Genomic DNA, 14,644 nt, shown 5'->3' on the forward strand with positions numbered 1-14,644 from the left:
TTGCTGTGTGTATATTCGTTCGGCACACTCTATTTTAGAGAACTGCCCGAAACGCCACGACGCCCACAACGCCCGCAATCAGCGCCAGCAGGATGTTTTCGGTGCGCCACATCACGAGCAGCACCAGTCCTGCAGCACCCCACTCGGCTGGCCCGCCGGCCGCGAGTTCTGGCCCGAGGACCGCGATCACGATTGCGCCGGGCAACACGGAGAGACCCGCCTCGAGGCGCTCGCTCAGGTCGACGCGGCGGACGAGCCAGATGCCGCCGACTTTCGTCAGGACGGTGACGGCGGCCATCGCGAGGATGACACCGACGATGAACGGGTCGAGCGAGAGCGCACTGGGGAGGTCAGGAGTCATAGCGGATCACCTCGACGGCGGCGGCGACGAGGCCACCGAGCAGGATGTACCAGCGCCCGGGGAGGTACTCGGCGGCGAGGACGGCCGTCCCGAGGGCGACGACCCACGGGACGAGCGAGGATTGGCCCTCCCAGAGTTCGGCGGCGAGCGCGACGAAGACGGCGGTGAGGATGAAATCGGCGCCGTACTGAGTGGGGTCGCCGACCACGCCACCCGCGAGCGCGCCGATGACCGTCGCGCCGACCCAGAAGACCCAGATGGCGATGCCGCTGCCGAGCAAGAACGCGCCGCGGCCGCTGCCGGACTTGAGATCGCGCATGGTCAGCGCCCAGTTCTCGTCAGCCATCATGTAGAGACTGCCGTAGATTTTCGCCGGCGAGAGGTGTCTGAACCACGGCTGGAGCGCTGCGCCCATCAGCGAGTACCGGAGGTTGATCGCGAACACGGTGGCGATGATCGCCCCCACCGGGAGCGGGTCCGCCCAGAGTTCAACGGCGACGATCTGGGCGGCACCGGCGAGTACGGTCGCGCTCATCAGTGCCGCTTCCGCGACGCTCAGCCCGGCCTGATCCGCGAGGACGCCGAAGGCGATGCCGTAGCCGCCGACGCCGAGTGCGACCGGGACACAGGTCAGAAAGCCAGTTCGGACGCCGTCCCAGGTGAACGTGACTGACTCCGCTGCTGGCTCGAGGTCGCCAGCTGTCTCGCTCCCGGTCGCCTCGGCCTCGAGCGGGCGCTGTTCGTCGCTCTCAGTGTCTGGCGATCCGGTTGCAGCGCTGCCGTCTGCGTCTCGATCTGATCCGGACGCGACGGGGCGCGTGTCTGCATCGGCATCCACACTCGTAGTGCGGTGTACCGGCGACTAAACGTTCTCGGGGGGACGCTAACACGTCTCGAGGTGGGGCTGAACCGTGTCTCGAGACTCACTCTCGCGCACTCGCTCCGCCTGCCACCGGCGGGAACACGGAGAGGACGTCGCCATCCTCGAGCGTCGTCTCGCTGTCGTCCATGTGGACCACGTCGCGGCCGTTTTTCAGGACGCTCAGGTGGTCTCTGATCGCGCCGTCAGCGAGCAGTTGGCCCTCGAGGCCGTCGTACTGGCTCTCGAGGTCGGCGAGTACGTCCCCGACGGTTGCGTCGTCGTCGAACGTGTGCGTTCGCTCTTTCTCGCCGACGGCGTCGCGAAAGGTGGCGAAAAAGCGTAGCTCGATGTCCATATCGGTGCGTCGTGAGCCACCAGTATAAACGTCGGTGTGGATGGGGAAACTCCGCGCTCGCCCGTCTTCCGGCGTGCGAGTGCTTGCAGTGACCGTATGGGCCTCGAGGACCCAGCGCAGGTATGTCCTCGAAACAGCATGAACGCAGCGTGACTCGCCGCCGTACGCTCGCACGTACCGGTGCAGCGATTTCTGCGGTGGCCCTGGCGGGCTGTGGCGGCCCCGGTGAGGAAGAACCCGACGCCGAAGAAGGAACTGGGAACGGACAGGAGATGGAGGATGACGATGACACTGACGACGAAACCGACGACGAAGACGAGTAGATAGCAGTCCACAGGACGGCCGCCAGCAGCGTCACTCTAACTTCTCGAGGCCGTCGACGAAATTCGCCTGCGGGCCGACCAGCGTGACGGGTTCGTCTGCAACCGTGACCGTCACGGTCGTCGGTGGCTCGAGGTGGCGGCGATCCCGGCCATCACTGATCGCGTAGGCCGTTTCCGCGTCGCTGACGGTGAGCGTAATTTCGGTGTCGGTGTCGACGACCAGCGGGCGCATGCCGTCGTCGGCCGCCATCTGCGTGAGGATCAGTGCGTCCGCGCCTGGGTGTACCAGCGGCCCGCCCTCGCTCAGGTTGTACGCCGTCGAGCCGGTCGGCGTCGCCACGAGCACGCCGTCGGCGTGCCCCGAGCCGTACTGCTGGCCGTTGACTGCAATCTCGAGTGTCGCCCCGCCGCCATGGCCGCGTCGCGGCCCGTGGACGACAACCTCGTTGAGCGCAGGCTCGAGCGTCCACTCCTCGTCGGCGCTTTGTGCCTGCAGCCGGTCGAGTTGTCGGCCCTCGAGCGAGCCAGTCGCCTCGAGGTGGTCGACGAGATCGATGACCTCCTCGCGGGCGTTTTCTGGTGCGACGGCGTTGAGAAAGCCAACTTCGCCGAGGTTGACGCCGAGAATCGGTGTGCCGCCGACTTCGCGAGCGACAAACAGGAGGGTGCCGTCGCCGCCAATACTGATGACGAGGTCGTAACCGCGCATCTCGGCGACGGGAACGCCCGCGCGCTCGATGGCCTCTGCGTGGCCGGTCGCCTCGTCGACGACGGCTGTGACACCCTCGTAGTCGCGCTCGAGGGTTTCGATGAGTGTTCGTGCAAGGTCGTGTGCACGGGTATTGTTCCGCTGGGCAACGATTCCGACGTCGACGTCCATCGTCGGCCGCTACCGGCCCCGTCATCAAAAAGGCACGCTTCGCATCCCGTCACGGCGGAACGAGTGTGGGGGCGATTCCGAACATCGGCACTATCATTAAGGCGGATGGGTTCGTTCGACACGAACAACAGTCCGCGACTCCCGTCGCAGTCTCTGGTATGGTCGTCTCTCTCGCTCTCGTGGGTGCTGGCCGCCGTCACCGCGAGCGTCTCGCTTATTCTCTGACCCATGGGGAGGTGCAGCCACGCACATGAGTGACGATTGGTTCGAACGCGCACTCGAGGATGAGGACGCCGATGAGAGTGGTGCGTCGGAGCCACGTGACGACAGTGAACACGGGGATGGCGCGGACTCGAGCGATGGTCCCGACGACGCCACGACTCGGAAGCCGACCGGGAACGCTGATGATCTCGATGCTGCATTCGACGCCAATCCGGATGCGGACGATTTCGATGCCGCATTTGACGCCGACCCCGACGCTGACGACCGCGAGGAGACAGCAGACACGACAGCCAGCGCCGAGTCGGATGATGATGCGGACTCGAGTGAGGGAGCCTTATTCGAGACGAGTTTCGGTGACGCGTTACAGAACGTCGACGTCCCAGGAATGGAGGGGAGCGGCGCGTCCGATGGAGCGCAGTCTGACAGCGAAGCCGATCCGTTCGCGGCTGAGTCAGTGGGTGTCGACGGGTCCGCCGGACCGGAGGGCTTCTCCGAAGTCGAGTACGGCCTCGAGAGTCCGGATCAGCCCGATTACGACGCCGATGTCGAGTCGGCGCTCTCACGAATCGACCTCGGAGTCGAGGGACTCGACCGGATGATTCAGGGTGGTGTCCCCGAGCGCTCGCTAATGGTGGCCATTGGCAGCGCCGGTACCGGGAAGACAACGTTCGGACTCCAATTTCTCAATCACGCTCTCGAGGACGGTGAGAGCGCGGTGTTCATCACGTTAGAGGAGAGTCGCCAGCGCCTCATCGATAGCGCGACCGAGAAGGGGTTTCCGTTCGACGAGTACGTCGCGGAAGACCGACTTGCCATCGTTGACCTCGATCCCGTCGAGATGACGAACAGTCTGGCCTCGATCCGCAACGAACTGCCGCGGCTGATCGAGAACTTTGGTGCCTCACGACTCGTTCTCGATTCCGTCTCGCTCCTCGAGATGATGTACGATGACCGCGCCAAGCGACGCAACGAGATTTATGACTTTACGGCGGCCCTCAAGGAGGCTGGCGTGACGACGCTGCTGACGAGTGAGGCAGCAGAGGACACGCCGTATGCCTCCCGTCACGGCATCGTCGAATACCTCACTGACGCCGTGTTCGTGATGCAGTACGTTCGGCCGGATGACTTTCGGGAGACTAGACTGGCAATCGAGATCCAGAAGATTCGGGATGCGAATCACTCTCGAGAGAAAAAGCCCTACGAACTCACGGACGACGGCATTTCGGTGTATCAACAGGCGAATCTGTTCTAGGGAGCTTTCCGTCTGAGCCAGTCGCACAGTCTCGAGTTCGAGCAGTAAGCCGCTGTTTCGCCCTGTTCGCGGTCCATACTTTTGCGGCCGGCCCCGTGTGTGCTGCGTATGGCAGAACGAACGACAAGTGACGAGACGATGTCACGGGCCGACCTCGCAGCGTATCTGCGACATCTGGCAACGGAGTTCGAGGACGAGACGGCAGCCGAGCAGCTCAACGTCGACGTCGGAAACAAGACCGTCTCCTTGCACCCGCCGGAGTCGGTCGATGTCTCGATTGACGTCGTCGAACGGTCGACGATGTTCCGTGGCAATCACGAGACGATTCAACTCGAGTTACACTGGAAACCGGAGTCGCCCGAGTGACCGCGGTTCGGTTCGGCGGTGTTCCCATCCGGAGAGAACGAGAACGAATCTATTTTCCCTCGAGCGAGCGAGGATTGACTCGATGTACGAGACGATCCTCTTTCCCACGGACGGGAGCGATCACGCGGCGACGGTGGCCGACCACGCAATCGATATCGCGACGACACGCGATGCAGCAGTCCACGTCATGTCGGTCGTCGACGACCGCGCGTTCCTCGTGCTCGATGATGAGCGCGTTGCCCAGGTTCGTGGCGATCTCGAGGAGAGTGCACAGGAAGCAACTGGCGATGCAGCACACCGAGCCCGTGAGCGAGGACTGTCGGTCGAGACGGCCGTCGATACTGGCCATCCGGCGGAGTGTATCGTCGAGTACGCCGACGCGAACGATATCGATCTGATCGTGATGGGAACGAGCGGCGACGACTACGAGAGCAACGTTGTGGGGAGTGTTTCCCAACGAGTTGTTCGCACTGCTCCTGTCCCCGTGTTGACGGTTGGGCCAGACGTCGACGCCTGATCGGTCGCTGCTGTGACTCGGGATTCGGGATTCAAGCAGATACTTTGATAGTGCGGTAGTTAGCAACACAGAGTCGATGCGTCGCTCGCTCGTCATTGCACTCGTCTTGCTCGCTGTCGCGTTTCTGTTCGTTGGTGGGCCATCGCTGTTGTTTTCGCCGTCTACCGACGACATTGCACCAGAAACCGACGCTGAAGCGACTCACCAGGAACCGGAACTCGTCGCCGTTGCGGATAGCGAGAGCCAGTTCTGGCCGTATCTCAACGCTCGAGAGGCCCACGAGAAGCGAAGCCCGCTCAACGTGATCGTCCGCGGCGACGCCGATGAGGTCGTCCAACTCCTCGCTGCGCACGGTGAGGGCGAGTGGGAGGAAGCCGACCACGATCACTTCGAGGCGACTGATCTCGTCGGCGTGACTGACAACGAGACTGCAGCCACACAGCACGACGAACATGGGGCCGACGACCACGAGAATACGACGGCCGATGCGCTGGCAGATGCCGTTCAACCGATCTCGCCGACCGATATTCCCTGGTCGAACGCCGACGGTGCGACGCGATACGCCTACGTCGATCCCGGCCCCGATGGAGACCGTTACTGGACGACCGAAACGATGCAACTCGAGGACGGCGAATACTACGGCTATCGCTACCACATCCGAGCCTACGAGAGTCCGAACCCGGACGATCAGTGGATCGTCATGCAGACACACTCGGAACATTTCGACTGGTTCACGCTGCGCCACCGTGTCGACGGCGTCGAGGAAGCCCAGACCCGCCTCGAGCGGGACCTGATGGCGATCCCAAGCGTCGATATGCAGGAGGATATTCAGCGGATTTACCTCGGCAACGAGGGGCCGTCGGATGCGAACGGCTGGGCGACGAAAGTCGAAGTCACCGCGATGGCGACGGTGCCGTTGGCGCTCGGATTGGCTGCTGGGCGGGTCAATAAGGGCACTCGCGAGCGAATCCTCGAGCGGGTCGACGACGCCGTCGGTGGTGCGATCACTGAGACGGATCGCGAGCGGATTCAGGCGGCATACGACCGCCTCGATGCGCGCCATCTCATTCTCGCGGGGACTATTATGAGCATCATTCTCGGCGTTCGAATCGGCGGGATCGCGGTAGATCGCACCGTCGATGGACTCTCGGTGCACATGATCGCCGCCATGTTCTATCCGTTCATCGCCGTCGGGATTCCAGTCGCGACGTACGTCATTGCAAGCGGCCTCGAGCGTCGACTCGACGCGGCGATGGCTGCATCGCTATCCCTTGCGGGCGCGATCTGGCTCGATTACGCACTGGTCGGTGTGGACGTGTTGCCAATCGATGTGATCGTCCAGCGAATGCTCGTCGTCATTGCGCTCGGGTTGATCGCCGCTGGCGCGACAGGGCGTGCGACACGCGAATCACGGTTCAACAGCCTCCTCCTCGTCGGTGTGGCGATGTGGCTGGTCGTACTCGTCGGGACGCTACTCGGATATCTCTAGATCGGCGTGTTTTGCGCTTTTCGCCCATTCCTATGTTATATAGTCACACGACCCACAAGGGATTTAACTGAGACTGGGCTACTCTCAGGTGTGATCGGCAACTCCGGTCAGGTTTGCCCGCGGCCGGATAGCGACGCTTCTCATTCAAGTTAGTAACCGTTAAATGCCTCCCGCCGCTACCTATCTGTAGTATCTCGAGACAGCCGCTTCTCTCCGAATAGCCCACACGCACACCACTCACCCAATACATGGTAGACGTAAGCCCACACGAACTCGTGCCGGAACACACTATCCTCGAGGAGGACACACTCGAGGAGGTACTTACCGAGTACGACATCGACCGTACAGACTTACCGAAAATTAAGCGCAATGACCCCGCGCTTCCCGACGATGCAGGGGTTGGAGATGTTATCAAAATCGTCCGAAATTCACGCACAACCGACCAGGCAGTTGTATATCGACTTGTGGTGGAATAAATGTCGGTAGAACTCAACCGAGACAAACGACGAGAAATTTCACGCGAGTACTTCTCACGAGAACGGCTTGCAGAACACCACTACCGCTCCTTTAACGCCTTCCTGAACCGGGGGATGCAACAGGTCGTCGACGAAAAGGAGACAATCGATACGGATATCGGCGACAAAGAAGGCGAGGAGCCAGTCCACGTCAAACTCGGCGACGTCCGCGTCGTCACACCTCGTGTTCGCGAAGCAGACGGCTCCGAGGAACTGCTGTACCCACAGGAGGCGCGCCTGCGAAACATCACGTATTCCGCGCCCGTCTTCATGGAAATGTCCATCGTCAAGGGCGAGGAAGGCGAGGAACGCGTCGTCGACTCCACCGAAACCAAAATCGGCCGCATGCCGATTATGGTCGGTTCCGATAAGTGTAACATCGCCGGCTTCTCCGATGAGGAACTGATCGAAATCGGTGAAGACCCTGCCGACCCCGGTGGCTACTTCATCGTCAACGGCTCCGAGCGCGTCCTGATGACCAGCGAGGACCTCGCACCGAACAAAATCCTCGCCGAGTACGACACCAAATACGGCGACGAGATTCAGGTCGCAAAGACCTTCTCCCAGCGCCGTGGCTACCGCGCACTCGTTCTCTGTGAACGAAACCGCGAGGGCCTGCTCGAGGTCTCGTTCCCATCCGTCTCGGGTTCGATCAACTTCGTCACGCTCGTGCGTGCACTCGGACTCGAGAGTGACGAGGAGATCGTCCACAAGGTCTCGAACGACCCTGAGGTCGTCAAGTACATGCTCGAGAATCTGGAGGAAGCCGACGTCCAGACCGAGGAAGAAGCAATCGAGACGCTCGGGAAACGCGTCGCCTCGGGCCAGGGCAAGAACTACCAGCTCAAACGCGCAAACTACGTCATCGACCGCTACCTCCTGCCGCATCTCCACGAGGAGGGCGTCGAGGAAGAAGACGTTCGGATCAACAAGGCCCACTACCTCTGTCGGATGGCCGAAGCCTGTTTCGAACTCGCGCTTGGCCGTCGTGATTCTGACGACAAGGACCACTACGCCAACAAGCGCCTCAAGGTCAGTGGCGACCTGATGAAAGACCTGTTCCGGACCGCACTCAACAAGCTCGCACGGGACGTGAAATACCAACTCGAGCGTGCGAACATGCGAAACCGAAATCTCTCGGTCTCGACCGTCGTTCGCTCTGACGTCCTGACCGAACGCCTCGAGCACCCGATTGCAACGGGGAACTGGGTCGGTGGCCGCTCCGGTGTGAGCCAACTGGTCGACCGGACGGACTTTATGGGGGTTCTGTCGCACCTGCGTCGTCTCCGCAGCCCGCTATCGCGCTCGCAGCCACACTTCGAGGCACGGGACCTGCACGCGACCCAGTGGGGTCGCATTTGTCCCTCCGAGACACCCGAGGGACCAAACTGTGGGCTGGTGAAGAACTTCGCCCAGGCGATGGAGCTTTCCCAGAACATCGAGGACGAGCAGGGACTCAAACGTGAACTCGCCTCGATGGGGGTCGAAGGCATTCCGGGTATCGACAGCATCGAACGATCCACGACAGCAGACGACTAACTCATGAGCAGCCAACAACGCGAAGCCAAAGTCTACGTGAACGGGTCGCTGGTGGGAACGCACCCCGATCCGCACGAGCTAGCCGAACAGATCCGTGAATCCCGACGTATCGGAGACGTCTCTGATATGGTCAACGTCTCCGTCCGCGACCGCACGCGAGAAGTCATCATCAACGCCGACGCCGGCCGCGCACGACGCCCACTGCTGGTCGTCGAAAACGGCGAGCCACGAATCACCGACGAGGAGATTCAGGCACTCAAAGACGGCGACCTCGAGTTCGAGGACTTAGTCGAGCACGGCTACATCGAGTTCATCGACGCCGAGGAAGAAGAGGACATCTACGTCGCCGTCGATGAGGACGACCTCAACGACGATCACACCCACCTCGAGATTGACCCGCAACTGATCTTCGGGATCGGTGCGGGGATGATTCCGTACCCAGAGCACAACGCCAGCCCGCGTATTACGATGGGTGCAGGGATGGTCAAGCAGTCGCTCGGGCTGCCGAGTGCGAACTACCGTATCCGGCCGGATACGCGCCAGCACTTGCTGCATTACCCGCAGCTGTCGATGGTCAAAACCCAGACGACCGAGCAGATCGGTTTCGACGACCGCCCGGCGGCACAGAACTTCGTCGTCGCCGTGATGAGCTACGAAGGGTTCAACATCGAGGACGCGCTGGTCATGAACAAAGCCAGCGTCGAGCGTGCACTCGCGCGCTCACACTTCTTCCGGACCTACGAGGGCGAGGAACGGCGCTACCCCGGTGGCCAGGAAGACCGCTTCGAGATCCCATCCCAGGACGTTCGTGGCGCTCGCGGCGAGGAAGCGTACAACCACCTCGACGAGGACGGCCTCGTCAACCCAGAGACGCGTGTTGACGAAAACTCCGTCCTGCTCGGCAAGACGAGTCCGCCACGATTCTTGGAGGAACCCGACGACATGGGTGGCCTCTCACCGCAGAAACGGCGCGAGACGTCAGTCACCATGCGCTCCGGCGAGAGCGGTGTCGTCGACACCGTCACGCTGATGGAAGGTGAGGACGGCTCGAAGCTCTCGAAGGTCTCCGTGCGTGACGAGCGAATCCCCGAACTCGGGGACAAGTTCGCATCCCGGCACGGCCAGAAGGGTGTCGTGGGCCACCTCGCGCCACAGGAGGACATGCCGTTCACTGAGGAGGGCGTCGTGCCTGACCTCGTGCTTAATCCACACGCCCTGCCATCCCGGATGACCGTCGGCCACATCCTCGAGATGATCGGCGGGAAACTCGGAGCGATGGAAGGCCGTCGTGTTGACGGGACGCCGTTCCTCGGCGAGGACGAAGATGAACTCCGCGACGGACTCGAGGATAACGGGTTCAACTCCGCGGGCAAGGAGACGATGTACTCCGGCGTAACTGGTGAGAAAATTGAGGCCGAGATTTTCGTCGGCATCATTTTCTACCAGAAACTCTACCACATGGTCTCGAACAAACTGCACGCCCGTTCGCGCGGGCCGGTGCAGGTGCTGACGCGCCAGCCAACTGAGGGTCGTGCCCGCGAGGGTGGACTCCGTATCGGTGAGATGGAACGGGACGTCTTCATTGGTCACGGCGCAGCGATGACCCTGAAAGAACGCCTGCTCGATGAATCCGACCGCGAGTATATCAATATTTGTGCACAGTGTGGGATGAGCGCGGTCGAGAACGTCGAACAACGCCGCGTCTACTGTCCGAACTGTGACGAGGAGACGGACATCCACGAAATCGAGATGAGCTACGCGTTCAAGCTCCTGTTAGACGAGATGAAGGCTCTGGGTATCGCGCCGCGACTGGAACTCGAAGACGCTGTCTAAACCACACATGCAAAACAGTACACCAAAAGAAATCGGATCAATCAACTTCGGGCTGATGGAGCCCGAAGAGTACCGGGAGATGAGCGCGACGAAGATCATCACCGCCGACACCTACGACGACGACGGCTTCCCCATCGACATGGGGCTGATGGATCCCCGCCTCGGCGTCATCGACCCCGGTCTCGAGTGTAAGACCTGTGGGAAACACTCCGGGTCGTGTAACGGTCACTTCGGCCACATCGAACTGGCTGCACCCGTTATTCACGTTGGCTTTACGAAGCTTATCCGCAGACTGCTTCGAGGGACCTGTCGGGAGTGTTCCCGACTTCTCCTGACGGAAGACGAGCGCGACGAGTTCCGCGACGACATTACGGAATCGCGCAAACTCGGTCGCGATCTGAACGACGTCACAAAATCGGCGATTCGGCAGGCCCGAAAGAAGGATCGCTGTCCGTTCTGTGGCGAGATTCAGTACGATATCGACCACGAGAAACCAACCACCTACTACGAGGTCCAGCAGGTGCTCACGAGCGAGTTCTCCCAGCGTATCGCCGGAGCGATGCAGGGCGACGAGGAGGAGGGCATCGAGCGGACTACGCCGGACGAACTCGCAGAAGACACCGAGATCGACCTTACTCGTGTCAACGAGATTCTCTCGGGGTCGTTCCGCCCGCGTGAAAATCAGCGCAAAGCCATCGAGAAGGCCCTCGATATCGACCTCACTGAGGAGGATACGAACAAACTGATGCCAAGCGACATCCGGGACTGGTTCGAAAATATCCCGGACGAAGATCTCGAGGTACTCGGCATCGATTCCGACCGCTCGAGGCCCGAGTGGATGATCCTCACTGTCCTGCCGGTGCCGCCGGTCACTGCGCGGCCGTCGATCACGCTCGATAACGGCCAGCGTTCCGAGGACGACCTCACGCACAAGCTGGTCGACATTATCCGTATCAACCAGCGGTTCATGGAGAACCGTGAGGCTGGTGCGCCACAGTTGATCATCGAGGACCTCTGGGAACTGCTGCAGTACCACGTCACCACCTTCATGGACAACGAGATTTCGGGCACGCCACCAGCGCGACACCGCTCTGGTCGCCCGCTCAAGACGCTCTCCCAGCGTCTCAAAGGGAAGGAAGGTCGCTTCCGTGGCTCGCTTTCGGGGAAGCGTGTCAACTTCTCCGCGCGTACCGTCATCTCGCCGGACCCGACACTCTCGCTGAACGAGGTCGGTGTGCCGGACCGCGTCGCAAAGGAGATGACCCAGACGATGAACGTCACCGAGCGCAATCTCGAGGATGCGCGGCGGTTCGTCTCGAACGGCCCAGAGGGCCATCCCGGTGCGAACTACGTTCGACGACCGGATGGTCGTCGTCTGAAGGTCACCGAGAAAAACTGCGAGGCGCTTGCAGAGAAAGTCAAGGCCGGTTGGGAAGTCAACCGCCATCTCATCGACGGCGACATCATCATCTTCAACCGCCAGCCGTCGCTGCACCGGATGTCGATCATGGCCCACGAGGTCGTGGTCATGCCGTACAAGACGTTCCGGCTGAACACCGTTGTCTGTCCGCCGTACAACGCTGACTTCGACGGTGACGAGATGAACATGCACGCCCTCCAGAACGAGGAGGCCCGTGCGGAAGCCCGCGTCCTCATGCGCGTCCAGGAGCAGATTCTCTCGCCACGCTTCGGTGAGAACATCATCGGCGCGATTCAGGACCACATCTCGGGGACCTACCTGCTGACTCACGACAACCCACGATTCAACGAAACGCAGGCACTCGACTTGCTTCGAGCGACCCGGATCGACGAACTGCCGGAACCAAGTGGAATCGACGACGAGGACGAACCGTTCTGGACCGGCCACGACGTCTTCTCCGAACTGCTGCCCGACGACCTCGACCTCGAGTTCACGGGCACCGTCGGCGACGATGTTGTCATCGAAGACGGCCAACTCCTCGAGGGCACCATCGCCGAGGACGAAGTCGGCGAATTCGGTGGCGAAATTGTCGATACGATCACGAAGGTCTACGGCAACACCCGCTCGCGCATCTTCATCAACGAGATTTCGACGCTTGCGATGCGTGCAATCATGCACTTCGGGTTCTCGATTGGAATCGACGACGAGACGATTCCCCCAGAGGCCCGCCAGCGCATCGACGAAACCATCGAAGACGCAAACGACCGCGTCGAAGAGCTGATCGAGGCCTACGAAGCAGGCGACCTCGAGTCCCTGCCAGGCCGAACCATCGACGAAACGCTCGAGATGAAGATCATGCAGACGCTCTCGCGTGCGCGTGACAACGCTGGTAACATCGCAGATGAAAACTTCACCGATGACAACCCGGCCGTCGTCATGGCCAGTTCAGGTGCACGTGGGTCGATGTTGAACCTGACCCAGATGGCCGGCTGTGTCGGCCAGCAGGCAGTTCGCGGTGAGCGAATTAATCGTGGCTACGAGAACCGGACGCTCAGCCACTATCAGGAGAACGACCTCTCGGCAGAGGCACACGGCTTCGTCGAGAACTCCTACACCTCCGGCCTGACCCCACGGGAGTTCTTCTTCCACGCGATGGGTGGCCGCGAGGGGCTTGTCGATACAGCAGTCCGTACCTCGAAGTCCGGGTACCTGCAGCGTCGGCTGATTAACGCGCTGTCGGAACTCGAGGCACAGTACGATGGAACGGTCCGAGACACCTCGGACACCATCGTTCAGTTCGAGTTCGGCGAGGACGGCACGTCGCCGGTCAAAGTGTCCTCAGGTGAGGAAAACACCATCGACGTCCCCAACATCGCAGATCGCGTCCTCGACGAGGAGTTCGACTCCGAGCGAGACCGCGAAGAGTTCCTCGGCCGGAAAGAACGGACGACAAACCTCTCCGAGCACGCGGATGATCGTCTGACCGTCGACAGCCCGGAGGTGACCTCCGATGACTAACGTCGAATACAACGTCACCGACGACATGATCGCCGTCGTCGAAGACACTGACCTCCCACGGCGACTCAAAGACAACGTCTACGAAGAACTCGAGGGCCGCGCCGACGCGACCGTCGAGGACGCAGACGACCTCGCAAAGGCCGTCGAACTTCGCTATCTCGATACGCGTGTCGATCCACTCGACCCCGTCGGTACCGTTTCGGCCCAGTCGATTGGTGAACCCGGAACGCAGCTGACGATGAACACGTTCCACTATGCGGGTGTCGCAGAGATCGACGTGACCCAGGGGCTTCCCCGGCTTATCGAGCTGGTCGACGCCCGAAAGACGCCCGACACGCCGATGATGACCGTCCATCTCGAGGACGAGTACGCCACGGAGCGAGAGATGGCCCACAAGGTCGTCTGGAACATCGAGGCAACGAAAATCCTCGCACTGGGTGACGTCTCGACGAACGTCGCCGACATGCGCGTCCAGATCTCGCTCAACCGCGACACACTCGAGGAGCGTATGATCACGCCCGAGGAAGTCGCAGAGATCATCGAGGACAACCTCTCGGTTAGTACGGTTCAGCAGGGTACCGAGATTCAGTTCGGTCCCGAGGAGCCGTCCTATCGCGACCTGCTCCAACTGGTCGAAGAACTGCGCGACATCACATTCAAGGGTATCGAGGAGGTTTCCCGCGTCGTTATCCGTCGCGAGGAAATGGACGAGGGACACGAGGAGTTCGTCCTCTACACTGAAGGGTCGGCCTTCGGCGATGTCCTCGAGATCGAGGGCGTCGACGCCTCCCGGACGACGTGTAACAACATCCACGAAATCCATCGTAACCTCGGTATCGAGGCTGCCCGTGAGGCCATCATCGAGGAGACCCACAACACGCTCGCCGAGCAGGGACTTGACGACGTCAACGTCCGACACCTGATGCTCGTCGCTGACATGATGACCAACCGCGGCGAGATCGAGTCGATTGGCCGCCATGGTATCTCCGGGTCGAAAGACTCCGTACTCGCTCGTGCTGCGTTCGAGGTGACAGTCAACCACCTGCTCAACGCCGCAATTCACGGCGAGATCGACACCCTGCAGGGCGTTACCGAGAACGTCATCGTTGGCAAGCCGATCAAACTCGGCACCGGCGACGTCGACCTGCGGATGGGCTCGACGACGCCCGGCGGCAGTCAGGCCGACTGATCG

Annotated in this window: 14 protein-coding genes; 10 read left to right on the top strand and 4 right to left on the bottom strand. The window is 61.3% G+C overall.

Annotated features, from left to right (window positions below; genetic code table 11):
- Positions 1-34: 34 nt before the first annotated feature.
- The 3 genes from B2G88_RS15220 to B2G88_RS15230 form a co-directional block, all read right to left on the bottom strand.
- On the bottom strand, positions 35-361 hold the full coding sequence (locus tag B2G88_RS15220; protein WP_087715235.1) for an AzlD family protein: 327 nt from the start codon (positions 359-361) through the stop codon (positions 35-37).
- On the bottom strand, positions 351-1,199 hold the full coding sequence (locus B2G88_RS15225) for an AzlC family ABC transporter permease (RefSeq protein WP_087715236.1): 849 nt from the start codon (positions 1,197-1,199) through the stop codon (positions 351-353). The genes B2G88_RS15220 and B2G88_RS15225 overlap by 11 nt, the downstream gene beginning before the upstream one ends.
- Positions 1,200-1,284: 85 nt before the next feature.
- On the bottom strand, positions 1,285-1,578 hold the full coding sequence (locus tag B2G88_RS15230) for a ubiquitin-like small modifier protein 1 (RefSeq protein ID WP_054863945.1): 294 nt from the start codon (positions 1,576-1,578) through the stop codon (positions 1,285-1,287).
- A gap of 122 nt (positions 1,579-1,700) precedes the next feature.
- Here B2G88_RS15230 and B2G88_RS15235 point away from each other — a divergent pair, with 122 nt between their 5' ends.
- Positions 1,701-1,901 carry a hypothetical protein gene (locus B2G88_RS15235; protein ID WP_087715237.1) on the top strand — a complete coding sequence of 67 codons (201 nt, stop codon included), beginning with the start codon at positions 1,701-1,703 and terminating at the stop codon, positions 1,899-1,901.
- Positions 1,902-1,932: 31 nt separating this feature from the next.
- Here the strand turns inward: B2G88_RS15235 and B2G88_RS15240 are convergent, their stop codons facing one another.
- Positions 1,933-2,781: an NAD(+)/NADH kinase gene (locus tag B2G88_RS15240; RefSeq protein WP_054863935.1), complete on the bottom strand. Its 849-nt coding sequence runs from the start codon at positions 2,779-2,781 to the stop codon at positions 1,933-1,935.
- Between the two features lie 250 nt (positions 2,782-3,031).
- On the opposite strand from B2G88_RS15240, the gene B2G88_RS15245 reads away from it, so the two are divergent.
- The 9 genes from B2G88_RS15245 (at position 3,032) to rpoA2 (ending at position 14,641) form a co-directional block, all read left to right on the top strand.
- Positions 3,032-4,255: a KaiC domain-containing protein gene (locus B2G88_RS15245; RefSeq protein ID WP_087715238.1), complete on the top strand. Its 1,224-nt coding sequence runs from the start codon at positions 3,032-3,034 to the stop codon at positions 4,253-4,255.
- Between the two features lie 108 nt (positions 4,256-4,363).
- A complete protein-coding gene (locus tag B2G88_RS15250; protein WP_054863936.1) occupies positions 4,364-4,621 on the top strand; it encodes an amphi-Trp domain-containing protein in 258 nt (85 codons plus the stop codon).
- Between the two features lie 82 nt (positions 4,622-4,703).
- Positions 4,704-5,138, top strand: a complete 435-nt coding sequence (locus B2G88_RS15255) for a universal stress protein (RefSeq protein ID WP_087715239.1) — start codon at positions 4,704-4,706, stop codon at positions 5,136-5,138.
- Between the two features lie 76 nt (positions 5,139-5,214).
- Positions 5,215-6,627, top strand: coding sequence for a hypothetical protein (locus B2G88_RS15260; protein ID WP_087715240.1), 1,413 nt, complete (start codon positions 5,215-5,217; stop codon positions 6,625-6,627).
- A gap of 248 nt (positions 6,628-6,875) precedes the next feature.
- The gene (locus B2G88_RS15265) at positions 6,876-7,103 is read left to right on the top strand and encodes a DNA-directed RNA polymerase subunit H (protein ID WP_054863937.1); all 228 of its coding nucleotides are present in this window, start codon (positions 6,876-6,878) and stop codon (positions 7,101-7,103) included.
- Positions 7,104-8,681: a DNA-directed RNA polymerase subunit B'' gene (locus B2G88_RS15270; RefSeq protein WP_054863938.1), complete on the top strand. Its 1,578-nt coding sequence runs from the start codon at positions 7,104-7,106 to the stop codon at positions 8,679-8,681.
- A gap of 3 nt (positions 8,682-8,684) precedes the next feature.
- Positions 8,685-10,514, top strand: coding sequence for a DNA-directed RNA polymerase subunit B (rpoB, locus tag B2G88_RS15275; protein WP_087715241.1), 1,830 nt, complete (start codon positions 8,685-8,687; stop codon positions 10,512-10,514).
- Between the two features lie 7 nt (positions 10,515-10,521).
- Positions 10,522-13,452: a DNA-directed RNA polymerase subunit A' gene (locus B2G88_RS15280; protein ID WP_087715242.1), complete on the top strand. Its 2,931-nt coding sequence runs from the start codon at positions 10,522-10,524 to the stop codon at positions 13,450-13,452.
- A complete protein-coding gene (rpoA2, locus tag B2G88_RS15285; protein ID WP_054863940.1) occupies positions 13,445-14,641 on the top strand; it encodes a DNA-directed RNA polymerase subunit A'' in 1,197 nt (398 codons plus the stop codon). The genes B2G88_RS15280 and rpoA2 overlap by 8 nt, the downstream gene beginning before the upstream one ends.
- The last annotated feature ends 3 nt before the right edge of the window (positions 14,642-14,644 follow it).

Origin of the sequence: Natronolimnobius baerhuensis, assembly GCF_002177135.1 — an archaeon.
Classification (GTDB): Archaea; Halobacteriota; Halobacteria; order Halobacteriales; family Natrialbaceae; genus Natronolimnobius; species Natronolimnobius baerhuensis.

Coding starts and splice junctions, on each gene's coding strand:
- rpoA2 (WP_054863940.1), top strand. CDS start 13,445: ATGACTAACGTCGAATACAACGTCACCGACGACATGATCGCCGTCGTC.
- B2G88_RS15250 (WP_054863936.1), top strand. CDS start 4,364: ATGGCAGAACGAACGACAAGTGACGAGACGATGTCACGGGCCGACCTC.
- rpoB (WP_087715241.1), top strand. CDS start 8,685: ATGAGCAGCCAACAACGCGAAGCCAAAGTCTACGTGAACGGGTCGCTG.
- B2G88_RS15260 (WP_087715240.1), top strand. CDS start 5,215: ATGCGTCGCTCGCTCGTCATTGCACTCGTCTTGCTCGCTGTCGCGTTT.
- B2G88_RS15235 (WP_087715237.1), top strand. CDS start 1,701: ATGTCCTCGAAACAGCATGAACGCAGCGTGACTCGCCGCCGTACGCTC.
- B2G88_RS15255 (WP_087715239.1), top strand. CDS start 4,704: ATGTACGAGACGATCCTCTTTCCCACGGACGGGAGCGATCACGCGGCG.
- B2G88_RS15270 (WP_054863938.1), top strand. CDS start 7,104: ATGTCGGTAGAACTCAACCGAGACAAACGACGAGAAATTTCACGCGAG.
- B2G88_RS15240 (WP_054863935.1), bottom strand. CDS start 2,781: ATGGACGTCGACGTCGGAATCGTTGCCCAGCGGAACAATACCCGTGCA.
- B2G88_RS15265 (WP_054863937.1), top strand. CDS start 6,876: ATGGTAGACGTAAGCCCACACGAACTCGTGCCGGAACACACTATCCTC.
- B2G88_RS15230 (WP_054863945.1), bottom strand. CDS start 1,578: ATGGACATCGAGCTACGCTTTTTCGCCACCTTTCGCGACGCCGTCGGC.
- B2G88_RS15280 (WP_087715242.1), top strand. CDS start 10,522: ATGCAAAACAGTACACCAAAAGAAATCGGATCAATCAACTTCGGGCTG.
- B2G88_RS15245 (WP_087715238.1), top strand. CDS start 3,032: ATGAGTGACGATTGGTTCGAACGCGCACTCGAGGATGAGGACGCCGAT.
- B2G88_RS15220 (WP_087715235.1), bottom strand. CDS start 361: ATGACTCCTGACCTCCCCAGTGCGCTCTCGCTCGACCCGTTCATCGTC.